General features: G+C 57.3%; 15 protein-coding genes. 13 read left to right on the top strand and 2 right to left on the bottom strand.

Annotated elements, in window-relative coordinates; genetic code table 11:
- Positions 1 to 128 precede the first annotated feature (128 nt).
- Positions 129 to 884 (top strand): CDP-diacylglycerol diphosphatase, encoded by a 756-nt coding sequence (locus CHU32_RS15460; RefSeq protein ID WP_103676371.1) that lies wholly within the window; start codon positions 129 to 131, stop codon positions 882 to 884.
- Between the two features lie 24 nt (positions 885 to 908).
- On the opposite strand, the gene lsrK is transcribed toward CHU32_RS15460, so the two are convergent.
- A complete protein-coding gene (lsrK, locus tag CHU32_RS15455) occupies positions 909 to 2,501 on the bottom strand; it encodes an autoinducer-2 kinase (RefSeq protein ID WP_103676372.1) in 1,593 nt (530 codons plus the stop codon).
- Between the two features lie 81 nt (positions 2,502 to 2,582).
- On the bottom strand, positions 2,583 to 3,548 hold the full coding sequence (lsrR, locus tag CHU32_RS15450; protein ID WP_103676373.1) for a transcriptional regulator LsrR: 966 nt from the start codon (positions 3,546 to 3,548) through the stop codon (positions 2,583 to 2,585).
- Between the two features lie 248 nt (positions 3,549 to 3,796).
- Here lsrR and lsrA point away from each other — a divergent pair, with 248 nt between their 5' ends.
- From lsrA to CHU32_RS15390, 12 genes are all read left to right on the top strand, one after another.
- Positions 3,797 to 5,332, top strand: coding sequence for an autoinducer 2 ABC transporter ATP-binding protein LsrA (gene lsrA, locus CHU32_RS15445; protein ID WP_103676374.1), 1,536 nt, complete (start codon positions 3,797 to 3,799; stop codon positions 5,330 to 5,332).
- Positions 5,326 to 6,372 carry an autoinducer 2 ABC transporter permease LsrC gene (gene lsrC / locus CHU32_RS15440; RefSeq protein ID WP_103676375.1) on the top strand — a complete coding sequence of 349 codons (1,047 nt, stop codon included), beginning with the start codon at positions 5,326 to 5,328 and terminating at the stop codon, positions 6,370 to 6,372. Before lsrA ends, lsrC begins: the two co-directional genes overlap by 7 nt.
- On the top strand, positions 6,369 to 7,367 hold the full coding sequence (gene lsrD, locus CHU32_RS15435) for an autoinducer 2 ABC transporter permease LsrD (protein WP_103676376.1): 999 nt from the start codon (positions 6,369 to 6,371) through the stop codon (positions 7,365 to 7,367). Before lsrC ends, lsrD begins: the two co-directional genes overlap by 4 nt.
- 27 nt (positions 7,368 to 7,394) lie before the next feature.
- Complete coding sequence (gene lsrB / locus CHU32_RS15430; protein ID WP_103676377.1) at positions 7,395 to 8,417, top strand: autoinducer 2 ABC transporter substrate-binding protein LsrB; 1,023 nt, start codon at positions 7,395 to 7,397, stop codon at positions 8,415 to 8,417.
- A gap of 19 nt (positions 8,418 to 8,436) precedes the next feature.
- A complete protein-coding gene (gene lsrF, locus CHU32_RS15425; RefSeq protein WP_103676378.1) occupies positions 8,437 to 9,312 on the top strand; it encodes a 3-hydroxy-5-phosphonooxypentane-2,4-dione thiolase in 876 nt (291 codons plus the stop codon).
- A 20-nt stretch (positions 9,313 to 9,332) separates the two neighbouring features.
- Entirely contained in the window at positions 9,333 to 9,623 is a 291-nt protein-coding gene (gene lsrG, locus CHU32_RS15420; protein WP_103676379.1) for a (4S)-4-hydroxy-5-phosphonooxypentane-2,3-dione isomerase, read from the top strand.
- Between the two features lie 9 nt (positions 9,624 to 9,632).
- Positions 9,633 to 10,382, top strand: a complete 750-nt coding sequence (locus CHU32_RS15415; RefSeq protein WP_103676380.1) for a beta/alpha barrel domain-containing protein — start codon at positions 9,633 to 9,635, stop codon at positions 10,380 to 10,382.
- Positions 10,383 to 10,699: 317 nt separating this feature from the next.
- Positions 10,700 to 12,034 (top strand): MFS transporter, encoded by a 1,335-nt coding sequence (locus CHU32_RS15410; RefSeq protein WP_103676381.1) that lies wholly within the window; start codon positions 10,700 to 10,702, stop codon positions 12,032 to 12,034.
- Between the two features lie 10 nt (positions 12,035 to 12,044).
- The gene (locus CHU32_RS15405) at positions 12,045 to 12,995 is read left to right on the top strand and encodes an aminoimidazole riboside kinase (RefSeq protein WP_425444897.1); all 951 of its coding nucleotides are present in this window, start codon (positions 12,045 to 12,047) and stop codon (positions 12,993 to 12,995) included.
- A gap of 9 nt (positions 12,996 to 13,004) precedes the next feature.
- Positions 13,005 to 14,045, top strand: coding sequence for an ADP-ribosylglycohydrolase family protein (locus CHU32_RS15400; RefSeq protein WP_103750882.1), 1,041 nt, complete (start codon positions 13,005 to 13,007; stop codon positions 14,043 to 14,045).
- Between the two features lie 63 nt (positions 14,046 to 14,108).
- The gene (locus CHU32_RS15395; protein WP_103676384.1) at positions 14,109 to 14,831 is read left to right on the top strand and encodes a GntR family transcriptional regulator; all 723 of its coding nucleotides are present in this window, start codon (positions 14,109 to 14,111) and stop codon (positions 14,829 to 14,831) included.
- A gap of 94 nt (positions 14,832 to 14,925) precedes the next feature.
- The gene (locus CHU32_RS15390; RefSeq protein WP_103676385.1) at positions 14,926 to 16,230 is read left to right on the top strand and encodes an SLC13 family permease; all 1,305 of its coding nucleotides are present in this window, start codon (positions 14,926 to 14,928) and stop codon (positions 16,228 to 16,230) included.
- Positions 16,231 to 16,851: the final 621 nt, after the last annotated feature.

The following is a 16,851-nucleotide window of genomic DNA, read 5'->3' as shown; positions in this document are numbered from 1 at the left end:
AGATGTACCCCCGGAGCCAACGCCGTACACCCATTAATCCGTCCCCGATACCAACGCTCCTGGCGGCCGTTTTTATTTGTTCATCAATCTGCGGTACCCTCTGAAAAAAGCATCGAAGGTATCGGTTAATGAAAAATATAAAGCGCATCATCGTCGTGATGTTACTGGCGGCGGTTATCCTCGCGGCAGGCGGTTTTTACTGGCTTCACACCGGAAATCCTGACGCGCTCAGGCATATCACTTTCGATCAATGTATTCCCGGGCAACAACAACACCATACCCCCGCACCCTGCAAAGAGGCGGATTTACGTGCAGGCTACGTCCTGCTCAAAGACAAAAACGGTCCGCTGCAATACCTGTTGATGCCAACCTGGCGGATAAATGGCATCGAAAGCCCGTTATTGCTCGAGCCAAAGACGCCGGATTACTTCTGGCTGGCGTGGCAGAAACGCGGCGTGTTGAGCGAACAAAACGGCAGACCCGTGCCGGATGCGGCGATCTCGCTGACCGTCAATTCCCGCCTCGGACGCACGCAAAACCATCTGCATATTCATATTTCTTGCCTGCGCGAGGATGTGCGGGCGAAGTTAAATACCAGCCTGACGACCATCAGCGCCCGCTGGCTGCCCCTGGAGGGCGGACTACTGGGCCACGATTATCTGGCGCGGCGGGTAACGGAGAACGAGTTAATGCAGCGCAGCCCGTTTGTGATGCTGGCGGAAGAGGTGCCCGACGCGCGGGCGCATATGGGGCGTTATTCGCTGGCGATGGCGCAGCAAAGCGACGGCTCGCTGGTGCTGCTGGCGACCGAACGGGATCTGTTGACCTTTAATCTGGCCTCCGCCGAAGAAATTCAGGACCACAATTGTGCGATCCTGAATTAACCCGGAAACCGGGGCTGAACCCCGTTACAGCCCCGGTGCCTTCCATAACGACGTCGTCAGCCCGTCGTCCACCAGGCCACGCTGATCCTGATAAACGGCCTGCCATTTTTCCCGCGCCTGCTGATAAACGTCATGATTTTTCGGATCGGGTTTATGCTCGCGGTCCCAGCGCACCAGACTTTCGCCGGTCAGCGCCAGCGACGGCCAGATATCCGCGCCGACGCCCGCCGCAATCGCACAGCCCAGCGCCGTGGCCTCTTTCACGACCGGCACCCGCACCGTTAGCCCGGTGACGTCGGCAAGAATTTGGCTCCATAACTTGCCTTTTGCGCCACCGCCCGCAAACACCAGCGAATCGGCCTGCACGCCGGAAAACTCGGCGATCTGCTGTAAATTACAGGCCGACACAATCGCGGCGTTCTCTTCCAGCGCGCGGAACAGCGTCGCTTTATTGCACTTCTCAGGATCGATAGACAAATTGATGAACGACGGCGCGGCGTGATACCAGCGCTTAAAACGCATCACGTCGGAGAAGATAGGCATCACGCCGTGCGCGCCCGGCGGCACCCGGCTGGCCATCTCTTCAAGCAGCGTATAGGCGTCAATGCCCAGCCGCTCAGCGATTAACTTTTCTTCCGCACAAAAGGCGTCACGGAACCAGCGCATCGTCAGGCCGGTAAAAAAGCTGATCGATTCGGTTTGCACCATACCGGGAATGACGTGCGGGTTGATGCGCACGTTCATATTCGGATCGGTCGTCGGTGCGGGGAGATTCACCACCTGCTGCCAGAAGGTGCCGCCGAGTACGGCGGTCTGCGCAGGCTGGACGACGCCAAGACCGAGGCACCCCAGTTGCACATCGCCGCCGCCCACCACCACTGGCGTACCCGCGAGCAGCCCACATTGTTCCGCTGCTGTTCGGGTGATCTTGCCCAACGGCGTCCCGGTCTCTTTCACCGGTGACAGAATATCGGAACGCAGCCCCGCCATTTGCAGCAGGCTGCGTTTCCAGTCGCGGGTGACCAAATCCAGCAGGCCGGTGGTGCCCGCGTTGGAGGGATCGACCGCCAGTTCACCGCTGAGCATACAGGCCATCCAGTCGCTGATCATCGTCACCGTCGAAGCCTGACGGTAGATATCCGGGCGATGGTGCGCCAGCCAGAGCAGGCGCGGGATCGCGCTCAGCGCCAGCGTTTGCCCGGAACAGCGATAAACCTTTTCCTCGAAGGTATTATCGTAAAGCTCCTTGAGTTCGCTAACTTCATGCGCCGCGCGGGCATCAACATTAGCGCAGGCCCAAATCGGCTCGCCATTGCCATCGTAAATGACGATCCCTTCACGCATGGAGCAGGCGGAAACGGCGATAATCGCAGAGGGCGGAATCGCCGCGGCGTGTAATGCCTGACGAATACACTGACAGGCCAGTTGCCAGTTTTTTGCCAGGTCGAACTCCATTGAGCCGGGCACGTCTGGAACCGCCAGATGCTGCCACTCCGCCTGACCAACGGCGATCTGGTTGCCCTGTAAATCAAAAATGACGGCCCTGACGCTGCCGGTACCGGCGTCGAGCGCCATTAAATAATGTCCTGATTCAGAGTGGGTACAGAGTCGAGCCATATATTCGCCCTCGGCTATTTATATCGTCACCTGGACTCCTGTCAGTTAATGCTCCGTATCGTAGGGGTAAGTGTTCTTTTTTTATTTTTCAATCAGTTGAAGCATTCGTGCAGCGGTAGCCTGGTCGGTTACCAGCGCGTTGATATAGTTGCCTTTCATGGCGGCAATAATGGCCTCTGCTTTTTCTTCGCCGCCTGCGACACCGATGATGGTCGGGATCGTGGAGAGGGAATTTAAGCTCAGGCCAATTAACTCCTGATGAATTTTGATCTCCGGGATCACCTTGCCACTGGCGTCAAAAAAGTAGCCGAGGATGTCGCCGACTGCGCCTTTACGGCCAATCATCAGTTGCTCGCCGGTGGTGATATAGCCGGAGCGTAAAATCGTCGCCTCTTCCTTCTGGCTGATGGAACCAATGCCCACCACCGCGACATCCGCTGCCTGGGCGGTCAGCATCACATCCCGGACGCTATTTTCGTTACGCAGCGTTTGGGCAATCTCGGCTGACGAGGCGCGCAGCGGGGCAGGCATAATGCTCACGCTACACGCCGCGTCAAGCTGGCCAATGCCGGTCATATACGGCCCGACGCCACCGGACAGCGTCACCAGCCGGATACGCTGGGCGGAGATAAACCCGCTGAGGCGTTTCAGCGTGGTCATGGTCGCTTCGCCAAACCCGACCGCCAGCAATTGCTGCGGTTGCAGGGATTCCATCAGCATATGCGATGCGCCTATGCCGAGACGCATCCCGATATTGGCGTCGGGCAGGGCGGGCAGGACGCGAATATTGCGCAGTGAAAACCGGCTGCGCAACGCGTCTTCATACTCCAGACACCCTTCAAAACGCGAGTTGATCTGGACGCGGATAATGCCCGACTGGTGCCCTTTTTCCAGCAGCCGCGACACTTTCAGCCGTGTAAGACCCAGACGCTCACTGATTTCGCTTTGTGTCAGGCCGTCGTGGTAATAGAACCATGCAATGCGTGCGACCTGCTCCTCTTCACACATTCCGTATTCTGATATCAAGGTGCTGTCATTGGTCGTCATAATATCGCTTCACTTTGAACATTTATAATTCATTAACACAATTGTTCAATCATCCACAACTCTTCGCTGTGACCTGCGCCACACTATTTAACTATGGATGAACTTTTTACCCAGGAAAGTTCATTTATTCACGAAATGTGATCCTGGTGATGTTTTTGTAAACAATTTACTACTACTGTTTTGAACAAATCAGTTTTTTAAAAACATTTGTTCAATCGGGCACTCATCTTCGAGTGAGCGGAGGCAGAATGCAATCCAGTCATCTTTCGGCACCCCCACTGCTTTGCGTGCAGGACATCCGTAAACACTATTCCGGTGTTGATGTCCTGAAGGGTATCGACTTTACGCTGCATAGCGGAGAGGTGCACGCGTTGCTTGGCGGTAACGGGGCCGGAAAATCGACGCTGATGAAAATCATTGCCGGTATTGTGCCGCCTGATGGCGGAACCATGGAGATTGCCGGCGTGCGTTGCCAGCACCTGACGCCGCTTAAAGCGCATCAACTGGGGATTTACCTGGTCCCGCAGGAGCCGCTGTTATTCCCCAGCCTGTCAGTACAGGAAAACATTTTGTTTGGTCTGCGTGGCCGTCAGGCTTCGGTCGACAAAATGCAGCAGTTGCTGAAGGCGCTGGGCTGCCAGCTCGATCCGTCCAGCATCGCAGGCACGCTCGACGTGGCTGACCGACAAATTGTGGAGATCATGCGCGGGCTGATGCGCGATTCACAGATTCTCATTCTTGATGAGCCGACCGCCTCGCTGACCCCGGCAGAAACCGACCGGCTGTTTACCCGCCTGCGTGAGCTGCTGAAAAAAGGCGTCGGCATCGTGTTTATCTCCCATAAGCTGCCCGAAATTCGCCAGCTTGCCGACCGCGTCAGCGTGATGCGCGACGGCAAAATCGCGCTGGCCGGCAAAACGCAGGACCTTTCTACCCACGATATTATTCAGGCGATTACCCCGGTTGCCAGCGGTGTCAACCTGTCCGCCAGCCAGAAACTGTGGCTGGAACTGCCCGGCAGCCGTCCGCAGAACGAACGCGGGGCAACGGTGCTAATGCTGGACGATCTGACCGGTGAAGGCTTTATGCATATCAGCCTTGAGGTGCGCGCCGGGGAAATCCTCGGTCTGGCCGGGCTGGTCGGCGCGGGCCGCACGGAACTGGCCGAAACGCTCTACGGTATCCGCCCGGTGCGGGCAGGGCAGATCCTGCTCAACGGCCAGGATATCAGTGACTTGTCCACCCGCCAGCGTTTACGACACGGGCTGGTTTATTTGCCGGAAGATCGCCAGTCGTCAGGATTGCATCTTGATGCCTCGCTTGCCTGGAACGTCTCCTCTTTGACCCATAATCAGCGCGGCCTGTGGGCCAACGCCCGCCGCGATGACGCCATTCTGGAGCGTTATCACCGGGCGCTTAATATCAAACTCAACGATGCGGAACAGGCGGCACGCACGCTGTCCGGCGGCAATCAACAAAAGGTACTGATTGCCAAATGTCTGGAAGCGTCTCCGCAACTGCTGATTGTCGATGAACCCACCCGTGGCGTGGACGTCGCGGCGCGCAGCGATATTTACCAGCTTCTGCGCAGCATTGCCGAACAGAACGTGGCGGTGCTGTTTATCTCCTCTGACCTGGAAGAGATCGAGCAGATGGCCGACCGCGTGTACGTCATGCACCAGGGCGAACTGGGCGGGCCGCCGCTGTCGGGCAGCGATATTAATGCCGATACCATTATGCACGTTGCTTTTGGCGAGCATCACGCGAAGGAGGCAACATGTTGAAGTTTATCCAGAATAACCGCGAGGCTACCGCGCTGCTGGCGATTGCCTGCCTGTTTATTTTCCCCGGCGCGCTGGACAGCACCTATCTGAGCATGCAGACGCTGACCATGATTTTCAGCAGCGCGCAGATTTTGATGCTGCTGGCGATCGGGGCCACGATGGTGATGCTGACGCGCAATATCGACGTGTCGGTCGGCTCGACCACCGGTATGTGCGCGGTGCTACTGGGGCTGATGCTCAATGACGGCTACAGCCTGCCGGTCGCCTGTTTTGCCACGCTGCTGCTCGGCATGGCGGCGGGTTTCTTTAACGGCGTGCTGGTGGCATGGCTGAAAATTCCGGCGATTGTTGCCACGCTGGGCACGCTGGGGTTGTATCGCGGCATCATGCTGCTGTGGACCGGCGGCAAATGGATCGAAGGATTGCCCGCCAGCCTGAAACAGCTCTCCGCGCCTGCTTTTCTCGGCATTTCTGCCATCGGCTGGTTTACCCTGGCGTTGCTGCTGGCAATGGCCTGGATGCTGGCAAAAACCCCGTTTGGCCGTAATTTTTACGCAACCGGTGACAATTTGCAGGGCGCGCGCCAGCTCGGCGTGCGCACGGAAATGGTCCGTATCATCGCCTTTTCGCTCAATGGCTGTATGGCGGCGCTGGCCGGGATCGTATTTGCCTCGCAGATTGGTTTTATTCCCAACCAGACCGGCACCGGACTGGAGATGAAAGCCATCGCCGCCTGCGTGCTGGGTGGGATCAGTTTGCTCGGCGGCTCAGGTTCGGTGATCGGAGCCATTCTCGGCGCTTACTTCCTCACCCAAATCGACAGCGTACTGGTGCTGCTGCGCATCCCCGCCTGGTGGAATGACTTTATCGCAGGCCTGGTGCTGCTCGGCGTGCTGGTGTTCGATGGTCGCCTGCGCCGTGCGCTGCAAAACAATCTGCGCCGTCAGAAATACGCCCGCTTTATGCCCTCTGCGCCGCCGCAACGCAAACCGGTGCGTAAGTCGTCCCAACACAATAAAAAACGGGAGATTGCACAATGAATGCATGGCGACGTTATAACTGGGAAATCGCTCTGGCCGTATTGCTGGTGCTGGAAATCCTCGCGTTCGGCTTTATTAACCCACGCTTGCTGGACGTGAATGTGTTGCTGTTCAGCACCAGCGACTTTATTTGCATTGGCATTGTCGCTCTGCCGCTAACGATGGTGATTGTCAGCGGCGGGATGGATATCTCGTTCGGATCGACCATTGGCCTGTGTGCCATCGCGCTGGGCTTCTTATTCCAGGCTGGCGTGCCGTTACCGCTGGCCATCATCATGACGCTGCTGCTCGGCGCGCTGTGCGGGCTGATTAACGCCGGATTAATTATTTATACCGGGATTAACCCGCTGGTGATCACCCTCGGCACCATGTATTTGTTTGGCGGCAGCGCGCTGCTGCTGTCCGGGATGTCAGGCGCGACCGGTTATGAAGGCATCGGCGGCTTCCCCGCCGCGTTCACCGATTTCGCCAACCTCGCGCCGTTCGGCGTGCCTGTCCCGCTGATCTTCTTCCTGGCGTGCGGCGTGTTCTTCTGGCTGCTGATGCACCGTACCCACGTGGGACGCAATATTTTTCTGATTGGCCAGAGCGCGCGGGTCGCACAGTACAGCGCCCTGCCGGTGAACCGCACGCTGTATACCATTTACGCCATGACCGGGGTCGCTTCCGCCATCGCCGCCGTCCTGCTGGTCTCTTATTTTGGCTCTGCCCGCTCCGATTTGGGGTCGTCGTTCCTGATGCCGGCGATCACGGCGGTCGTGCTGGGGGGGGCGAATATTTACGGCGGGTCCGGGTCGATGCTCGGTACTGCCGTGGCGGTTTTGCTGGTGGGCTTTTTACAGCAGGGCCTGCAAATGGCCGGGGTGCCGAATCAGATTTCCAGCGCGCTGTCCGGCGCATTATTAATCGTTGTTGTCGTGGGTCGTTCCATCAGCCTGCACCGTCATCACATCGTTGAGTGGATCTCACGGCGTCGCACTGCGCGACAGGCGTGACATTACCCTGAAATTACGGAGAGAAAAATGGCAAGACAAACTCTAAAGACGCTTAGCTTACTCGTCGCACTTGGCCTCGCCTCCACGGCCATGACGGTGCAGGCGGCAGAACGCATCGCGTTTATCCCAAAACTGGTCGGCGTCGGCTTCTTCACCAGCGGCGGCAATGGCGCGAAGGAAGCCGGTAAAGAACTGGGTATTGATGTCACTTACGATGGGCCGACCGAGCCGAGCGTTTCCGGCCAGGTTCAACTGGTGAATAACTTCGTCAACCAGGGCTATGACGCGATCATCGTTTCTGCGGTGTCTCCCGACGGGCTGTGTCCGGCGTTAAAACGCGCCATGCAGCGCGGCGTGAAAGTGCTGACCTGGGACTCCGATACCAAACCGGAATGCCGCTCGTACTACATCGATCAGGGTACGCCAAAACAGCTCGGCGGCATGCTGGTGGATATGGCTTCGCAGCAGGTCACCAAAGAAAAGGCGAAAGTGGCGTTCTTCTACTCCAGCCCGACGGTGACCGACCAGAACCAGTGGGTACAGGAAGCGAAAGCAAAAATCGCCAAAGATCATCCGGGCTGGGAAATCGTCACCACCCAGTTTGGCTATAACGATGCCACCAAATCACTGCAAACCGCCGAAGGGATCATCAAAGCATACGGCGACCTCGACGCCATTATCGCCCCGGATGCCAACGCCCTGCCTGCCGCTGCCCAAGCCGCTGAAAACCTGAAGCGCGACAATATTGCCATCGTCGGCTTCAGTACCCCGAACGTGATGCGCCCGTATGTGAAGCGCGGCACCGTAAAAGCGTTCGGCCTGTGGGACGTGGTGCAGCAGGGCAAAATCTCGGTTCATGTAGCGAATGCATTACTGAAAAACAAACCGCTGAATACCGGCGACAAGCTGGATATTCCGGGCGTAGGTCAGGTGGAAGTCTCGCCAAACAGCGTGCAGGGCTACAGCTATGAAGCGAAAGGCAACGGCATCGTCCTGCTGCCCGAGCGCGTGGTGTTTAACAAAGACAATATCGATAAATACGACTTTTGATCTCGCTGTGGAGTAAATAATGGCTGATTTAGATGACATCAAAGACGGTAAAGATTTCCATACCGATAAACCGCAAACCAATACCCCGTTTACCCTGAAAGGGTGCGGCGCGCTGGACTGGGGCATGCAATCCCGCCTGTCGCGCATTTTTAATCCGCGTACCGGCAAAACGGTGATGCTGGCGTTCGACCACGGGTATTTTCAGGGGCCGACCACCGGGCTTGAGCGCATTGATATTAATATTGCGCCGCTCTTTGAACATACGGATGTCCTGATGTGTACCCGCGGCATCCTGCGCAGCGTGGTGCCGCCCGCGACCAACAAACCGGTGGTGCTGCGCGCCTCGGGAGCAAACTCGATTTTAACCGAGCTGAGTAATGAAGCGGTGGCCGTGGCTATGGACGACGCGGTACGGCTGAATAGCTGCGCCGTCGCCGCCCAGGTGTATATCGGCACTGAGTATGAGCATCAGTCGATCAAAAATATTATTCAGCTCATCGACGCGGGGCTGCGGGTAGGGATGCCGACAATGGCCGTGACCGGCGTCGGGAAAGATATGGCGCGCGACCAGCGTTATTTCTCACTGGCGACGCGCATCGCGGCGGAAATCGGCGCGCAAATCATCAAGACCTATTACGTCGATAAAGGCTTTGAGCGCATTGCGGCAGGCTGCCCGGTGCCGATTGTCATCGCCGGTGGCAAAAAGCTGCCCGAACGCGAGGCGCTGGAGATGTGTTATCGGGCTATCGACCAGGGGGCGAGCGGCGTGGATATGGGGCGTAACATTTTCCAGTCGGAAGACCCGGTGGCGATGATCAAAGCCGTCCATGCCGTTGTGCATAACAATGAAACGGCAGCACGGGCGTATGAACTGTTTCTTAGCGAAAAAGGGTAACAGCCAGAAGGAGGGGAATGATGCACGTCACGCTGGTGGAAATTAACGTTCATGAAAACAAAATCGGGCAGTTTCTGGAAGTTTTTCGCCAGAATCATCTGGGATCGGTGAAGGAGGAGGGCAACCTGCGTTTTGATGTTCTCCAGGACCCGGATATGCCGACGCGGTTTTACATCTATGAAGCGTATGTCGATGAGCAGGCGGTGGCGCTGCATAAAACTACACCGCACTATAAAGCCTGCGTGGAACAGCTTGAGCCACTGATGAGCGGGCCGCGAAAGAAAACGGTTTTTATCGGCCTGATGCCCTGAGGAGCGCCCATGAATAGCGAGTTTGCCGGACGCAGCCGCGAAGCGTGTGTGGTGAAGCTGAAGTCTTATCCGCTCAGCGTCGGCATTCTCGCCGGGCAGTGGATCTCGCTGGCGCATTATCTGCGCCAGCTTGAAGACCTGAACTCGCCGCTACTGCATCTGGATCTGATGGACGGTCATTTTTGCCCGCAGTTCACCGTCGGTCCCTGGGCGGTAGGGCAACTGCCACAGGCGTTTCTTAAGGATGTGCATCTGATGGTGGCGGATCAGTGGACCACGGCCCAGGCTTGCGTTCAGGCGGGTGCGCATTGCATTACACTTCAGGCGGAAGGTGATATTCATCTTCATCATACCCTGCGCTGGCTTGGTCAGCAGACGGTCCCGGTCACCGGCGGCGAAATGCCGGTGATCCGTGGCATCAGCCTGTGTCCGGCAACGCCGCTGGAGGTTCTCATCCCCATACTTAATGAGGTGGAAGTTATTCAGCTTCTGGCGGTAAACCCTGGCTACGGTAGCAAAGTCAGTGCAGCCGATTTACACGATCGGCTGGCGCGGCTTCTGGCGCTGCTCGGTGACAGGCGGGCAGAGAAACTTATTGCGGTGGACGGCTCGCTGACGCGCGAGCAGGTGCCGCCGTTGATCGCCCAGGGCATTGACCGGGTTATCTCCGGCAGTGCATTGTTCAAAGACGATCGCCTGGCAGAGAACGTGCGCGGCTGGCGGGCGATGTTTGACGGTCACGGACAGAAAGCCTCTTAGTGATGCCTGCCTCCTGCGGTAACCCTCCGCAGGCAGGCATCTCTCGTTGTTTTATCCTGCCTTTTTCCTTTCATCATTCTGCGATGCTTTTGGCGGAACTCTTTCCCGTTAATGGCGTTTATTTGCACAAATTATGTGAGCACGATCAAAAGATATAAAGGTATACCTTTATATCTTTTAGTCTGTCGTTATACTCGCTCTGTCATCATCGTAAAACCTGAATACGCTGATCTCTTTTTAAAAACGCTTCTATTTCATGATGTTAAAACGTTATTGCTGCGACATGTTTTCGCCTTTACACCTAAAGGAACATCGACATGAAACTTTCTATCGTGGAAAAAATCGGCTTTGGCGCGGGGGATATGGCGATAAACGTCGTGATTATCGCCATGCAGCTCTTGCTGGCTTATTTTTATACCGACATTTATGGCCTGAAGGCGGCGGATGTCGGTGTATTGCTGGTCGTTGTTCGCATGATCGACGCGATTATCGATCCGGCGATGGGTATTCTTACCGATAAACTCAACACGCGCTGGGGACGTTATCGCCCGTGGCTGCTGTGGTTTGCTATTCCGTTTGGTTTTGCTGTCTACCTGATGTTTATCACGCCAGACATGGTCTATATGGCTAAGCTGGCGTGGGCGTATGGCACGTATATTCTGATGACGCTGGTATATACGGCCATCACCATTCCCTATATCTCCATGATTGGCGTGATTACCAGCGACCCGGTTGAGCGTTTAAGCGCCAATGGCTACCGCTTCGTGATGACCAAAATTGCCGCTTTCCTGGTGACCATTGTCGTACCAATGCTGGCCGTCTGGCTGGGGCAGGGAAATAAGGCGCTGGGCTATCAGCTCTCGATGGGATTAATGGGGGCGATGGGCGCGGTCTTATTTATCTTCTGTTTTCTCACCACCCGCGAGCGAAGCGAGCCGGAAATTACCTCTTTGTCGGTGGGCAAGCAGTTTACATATCTGCTGCGTAACGATCAGTGGATTATTCTGGGCGTGGTGATTTTGCTGTTAATGTGCGGCTATGTTATTCGCGGTTCCGTCGCGGCGTATTACGCTAAGTATTACCTCAACGGCGGGGATAGTCTGATTTCACCGTTCCTGACCACCGGCGTTGTGGCCTCCATTCTGGCGATGATCGCCACCACCTGGGTGACGAAGTTCTGGGACAAAATAAAAATGTTCCGCTACACCCAACTGATCACCTTTATTTTGAGCGCGCTGATGTATTTCTTCGTCGGGCGCGAAAATCTGCTGCTGGCGTTCGCCTTCTATTTTCTCATTAACTTTTTCTGCGACATGCAAATGCCGGTGTTCTGGTCTTCCATTGCCGAAGCGGTGGATTACGGCGAGAAAAAAACCGGGCAGCGCGTTTCCGGCCTGGCGTTTGGCGGCATTCTCTTTTTCCAGAAATTCGGCATGGGCGTGGCGGGGGGCGTGCTCGGCTTCCTGCTGAGTCATTTTGGTTATCAGGCCGACGTTGAGCAGAGCGCGCGTTCATTGGCCGGTATTGCGCTGATGATGACGCTCATTCCGGCGCTGTTTCATCTGCTGGTGGGGTTGCTGATGAAAAAATACCTGATCAACAACCACTATTATCGCGACATCCAGCACGCGCTGGCGCAGCGTCAGGCATAAGGAGATGCGCATGAATAAGGTATGGGTGATTGGCGACGCGTCTGTTGACCTGGTGCCGGAAACACCAAATAGCTACCTGAAGTGCCCCGGCGGCGCGGCGGCCAACGTAGCGGTATGCGTGGCACGGCTGGGGGGCCGATGCGATTTTATCGGCTGCCTGGGTGACGACGATGCCGGACGTTTTCTGCGCCAGGTGTTTGAGGATAACGGCGTGGGCGTCACTTTTCTCAGGATGGATGCGGCGCTCACCAGCGCGGTGCTGATCGTCAATCTGGCAGACGACGGTGAGCGCAGCTTTACCTATCTGGTGCATCCGGGCGCTGACACGTATGTCTCGCCGCAGGACCTGCCACCGTTTCGCCAGAATGAGTGGTTCTGTTTTAGCTCAATTGGCTTAACCGACCATCCTGCGCGTGAGGCTTGCCTTGAAGGAGCCAGACGAATGCGCGAGGTGGGCGGCCATGTGCTGTTTGATGTCAATTTACGCCCCGCCATGTGGCGGGACAGCCATGAAATCCCCGCGTTGATTGCGCAGTCCGCCGCGCTGTCCTCCATCTGTAAAGTGTCTGCTGACGAGCTGTGTCAGCTAAGCGGCGTCAGTCGCTGGCAGGATGCGCGGTACTACCTGCGGGAGCGGGGATGCGAGACCACCATCATCTCACTGGGAGATGATGGTGCGCTGTTAATTTGTCCCGACGGAGAATATCGCTTCCCCGCGCCGCGCGTCAGGGTGGTCGACACCACCGGCGCGGGCGACGCTTTTGTCGGCGGTCTGCTTTATACCCTCGCTCAGGCTGACACCTGGACTACAGCACTGCTGGCTAAGGCCATCGGCAACGCGAATGCCTGCGGCGCGATGGTGGTCACGGCGAAAGGCGCAATGACCGCGCTGCCGTTTCCCGACCAGCTAAATACCTTTTTATCCAGCCATGCGCTGGCGCAAGTCACTACCGTGAAATAAGGAGTCATCATGCACGTTGATCACAATAAAGTACTGGGATGCCTGGTGGGCGCTGCCGCGGCGGACGCGATGGGTGCCGCAACGGAAGTCCGAACCCAGCAGCAGATTAAAGACTACTTCGGTGGCTGGGTGACAACCTTTCAAAAGCCTCCGGCAGATACCTTTGGACGTTGCAACGACGCAGGAATGTGTACCGATGACTTTATTCAGGCAAAGTACATTATGGAGGCGCTCCTGCGTCATCAGCGTAACGTCAGCGACGAGGCGATGCGCGAGGCTTTCCAGCAATGGCTGGATTACCCTTACTATGCCAACTTTACCGGTCCCACCACGCGTGCGGCGATGAAAGCGATTTTTAATGACAATCGCGCGTCATTGCAGGGCGAGCTGGAAGGGGAAAAACAGTCGGTACAGATTATCAATAAAGGCAATGCCGAGGCCACCAACGGGGCAGCCATGAAGATCTGGCCAGCGGCGGTGCTGCATCCCGGCGATATCGACGCCGCTATTCAGTGTGCACTCCAGATTTGCCGTTTTACCCACAATAACGTGCTGGCGATGTCCGGCGCGGCGGCAATGGCGGCGGCGACCAGCGAAGCGTTAAACGCGCAAACCAGCGCCGACAGCATCATTGCGGCAGGCGTTTATGGGGCGCAGAAAGGCTATGTGCTCGCGCAGGCGCAGGGCGCGATGATGGTCGCCGGGCCGTCGGTCGCCCGGCGCATTGAGCTGGCGGTAAATATTGGGAAGCAGCATCGCCACTGGGAAACGGCGATCGTGGACATTGCTGATATTATCGGCTCCGGGCTGCACGTCAGCGAAGCGGTGCCGGCAGCCTTCGGCCTGTTCGCATGTTGTCCGGATTCCGCCGTTGATGCTATTATTTCCGGCGTTAATATCGGCAATGACACCGATACTGTCGCCACGATGGTTGGGGCGCTGTCCGGTGCCTTTCATGGTGTGAGCGCCTTCCCTGCCGATTATTTAACAACCGTGGATCGGATGAACCATTTCGATTTGGCAGAACTGGCCAGACAAATTGCAGGGTAGCGTCGTCGTCCTGCCGGGGACGGCAACACCGTCCCCTGTCGGCTGAGACATGAGGTATGCGGCTTGCAGGTTGATAAAACGAGTTTTACTCCGCTTTATAAGCAGTTGTTTTTTATCCTCTGCCAGCAGATCCAGAACGGCGCATTGCCTGTCGGTAGCCAGCTACCCACGCAAAAAGACGTTGCCAGAACCTATAACGTTTCGCTGATCGTCGTTAAGCAGGCCTGGAGCGAACTGATTAATGCAGGGATTATTACCTCGCAGCGCGGCAGCGGTTCAGTCGTCTGCGCCGTGCCGGAGGGGGTAAACTACGGCCATACCTTTCGCGGGATCACCCGCGACTTACAGGACGCCAGCATCGCCATTGAAAACCGCATTCTGGAGATTGCGCCGCGCCGCGCGCGTGATGCGCAGGCGGACGGTCTGAGTTTACCCGCCCATCATCAGTATTTTTATATTTCGCGCGTTCGCTATCTGAACAATCGTCCTTTTAACCACGAAAAAATTTACCTCGATCTCAGCTTTTTCCCCGACCTCACCTTAACCGCTGACGCGCTTGAACGCACGTCGCTCTATTCCCTGTTGCAGGTGACCAGTGATTCGGCGATCGAAAAAGTGGAGGCCATTTTACCGTCTGACGATCTGTGTGAAAAATTACAGATAGCCGCCAGTAAACCGCTATTATCCGTGGCCAGACAAACCTTTATGGCCGGGGCGGACAGGCCTTTTGAGTACTGCCGGTACTATGTCTTATCAGAGTATTTTGGCGAAATTCATTACCATTAAGTAGCACGTTCGCCGGGATAGCCCCACCAACTCTGGCGTTTACTCCCGCTGCCTGTCCCCGTATCCTTGTGGAAAAAATCATCAGGAGACAGGCATGTCGCTCTGGCTTTCCCACCCTCTGTTCCTTCCTTCTCTGGTTGTTGGCGTCACGATTTTGCTCTGGGCGACGTCGCTGCTGCCGGAGTTCATTACCGCGCTATTGTTTTTCGCCGTTGCGATGATCGCCAAAATTGCCCCGCCGGAAGTGATTTTCGGCGGCTTTGCGTCGTCGGCCTTCTGGCTGGTGTTCAGCGGCTTCGTGCTGGGGGTGGCGATCCGTAAAACGGGCCTGGCTGACCGCGCAGCGCGGGCGTTATCGTCAAAGCTTACCGATTCATGGCTGATGATGGTCGCAAGCGTAGTGTTACTGAGCTATGCGCTGGCGTTTGTGATGCCATCCAATATGGGACGCATTGCGCTGCTGATGCCCATTGTGGCGGCGATGGCGGCGCGTGCGGGTATTCAGGATGGCAGCCGCGCCTGGTTCGGCCTGGCGCTGGCCGTCGGTTTTGGCACCTTCCAGCTTTCCGCGACCATTCTGCCCGCTAACGTGCCGAATCTGGTGATGAGCGGGGCGGCGGAGGGGGCGTATGGTCTTCATCTTAATTACGTGCCCTATCTGCTGCTACATACTCCGGTGCTGGGTATTCTTAAGGGCCTTATCCTGATTGGGCTGATTTGCTGGCTGTTCCCTGGCAGGCCGCAGCTGCCGCGTGAGCTGGCACCCTCCACGCCGATGAGCCGTGACGAAAAACGCCTTGCCCGGCTGCTGGCGGTGGTACTGATCCTGTGGGTGACAGAGAGCTGGCACGGTATTGGCCCTGCGTGGGTAGGGCTGGCAGCGGCCTGCGTGACGTTACTCCCGCGTGTGGGGTTTATCAGCGGCGAGGAGTTTGCCTCCGGCGTTAACATGCGTACCTGTTTCTACGTCGGCGGCATTCTGGGGCTGGCGCTGACCGTGACGGAAACCGGGATCGGCGGCGCGGTGGGCGATGCCTTGCTGCACGTGATGCCGCTGGACCCGACGCAGCCGTTTACCAGTTTCCTGGCCCTGACCGGTATTACCACCGCGCTCAATTTTATTATGACCGCTAACGGCGTGCCGGCGCTGTACACCACCCTGGCGCAGAGCTTTTCCGATGCGACGGGATTTCCGCTGCTGAGCGTGATTATGATTCAGGTGGCGGGCTATTCGACGCCGCTACTGCCGTATCAGGCATCGCCCATCGTGGTGGCGATGGCGCTCGGCAAAGTCCCGGCGCGCGCAGGGATGCTGTTGTGCCTGGCGCTGGCGGTGGTGACGTATCTGCTGCTGGTACCGCTGGACTATGCGTGGTTTAAGGTATTGGGGAGATTGTAGGTTTCACTGTCTGGGGGCTGGCGTCGTAAATGCCCGGTGGCGCTGCGCTTACCGGGCCTACGGGATGTACGGAGTACTCCCTCTCCCTCAGGGAGAGGGCCGGGGTGAGGGTGGTCAGCCCTGCCCGGTGGCGCTGCGCTTACCGGCCCTACGGGGTGTACGGAGTACTCCCTCTTCCTCAGGGAGAGGGCCGGGATGAGGGTGGTCAGCCCTGCCCGGTGGCGCTGCGCTTACCGGGGCTACGGGGTGTACGGAGTGCTCCCTCTCCCTCAGGGAGAGAGTCGGGGTGAAGGTGGTCAGCCCTGCCCGGTGGCGCTGCGCTTACCGGGCCTACGGGGTGTACGGAGTACTCCCTCTCCCGCAGGGAGAGGGCGGGGGTGAGGGTGGTCAGCCTGCTGGTGCCGCTGGATTGTGCGTGGTTTAACGTGCCGGGAAGATTGTATATATAACTGCCGGGGGCTGGCGTCGTAAATGCCCGGTGGCGCTGCGCTTACCGGGCCTGCAAAGGTGTACGGAGTACTCCCTCTCCCTCAGGGAGAGGGCTGGGGTGAGGGTGGTCAGTGCCACTCGCCCGGTGGCGCTGCGCTTACCGGGCCTGCGGGGTGTACGGAGTACTCCCTC

The sequence above is a fragment of the Superficieibacter electus genome, from assembly GCF_002915575.1.
Lineage (GTDB): Bacteria > Pseudomonadota > Gammaproteobacteria > Enterobacterales > Enterobacteriaceae > Superficieibacter > Superficieibacter electus.
This window is presented reverse-complemented; position numbering and strand designations above follow the sequence as displayed.

Bases quoted from the DNA above. Each gene is read 5' to 3' on its own strand.
- CHU32_RS15460 (WP_103676371.1), top strand. From the start codon at position 129: ATGAAAAATATAAAGCGCATCATCGTCGTGATGTTACTGGCGGCGGTT.
- lsrK (WP_103676372.1), bottom strand. From the start codon at position 2,501: ATGGCTCGACTCTGTACCCACTCTGAATCAGGACATTATTTAATGGCG.
- lsrR (WP_103676373.1), bottom strand. From the start codon at position 3,548: ATGACGACCAATGACAGCACCTTGATATCAGAATACGGAATGTGTGAA.
- lsrA (WP_103676374.1), top strand. From the start codon at position 3,797: ATGCAATCCAGTCATCTTTCGGCACCCCCACTGCTTTGCGTGCAGGAC.
- lsrC (WP_103676375.1), top strand. From the start codon at position 5,326: ATGTTGAAGTTTATCCAGAATAACCGCGAGGCTACCGCGCTGCTGGCG.
- lsrD (WP_103676376.1), top strand. From the start codon at position 6,369: ATGAATGCATGGCGACGTTATAACTGGGAAATCGCTCTGGCCGTATTG.
- lsrB (WP_103676377.1), top strand. From the start codon at position 7,395: ATGGCAAGACAAACTCTAAAGACGCTTAGCTTACTCGTCGCACTTGGC.
- lsrF (WP_103676378.1), top strand. From the start codon at position 8,437: ATGGCTGATTTAGATGACATCAAAGACGGTAAAGATTTCCATACCGAT.
- lsrG (WP_103676379.1), top strand. From the start codon at position 9,333: ATGCACGTCACGCTGGTGGAAATTAACGTTCATGAAAACAAAATCGGG.
- CHU32_RS15415 (WP_103676380.1), top strand. From the start codon at position 9,633: ATGAATAGCGAGTTTGCCGGACGCAGCCGCGAAGCGTGTGTGGTGAAG.
- CHU32_RS15410 (WP_103676381.1), top strand. From the start codon at position 10,700: ATGAAACTTTCTATCGTGGAAAAAATCGGCTTTGGCGCGGGGGATATG.
- CHU32_RS15405 (WP_425444897.1), top strand. From the start codon at position 12,045: ATGAATAAGGTATGGGTGATTGGCGACGCGTCTGTTGACCTGGTGCCG.
- CHU32_RS15400 (WP_103750882.1), top strand. From the start codon at position 13,005: ATGCACGTTGATCACAATAAAGTACTGGGATGCCTGGTGGGCGCTGCC.
- CHU32_RS15390 (WP_103676385.1), top strand. From the start codon at position 14,926: ATGTCGCTCTGGCTTTCCCACCCTCTGTTCCTTCCTTCTCTGGTTGTT.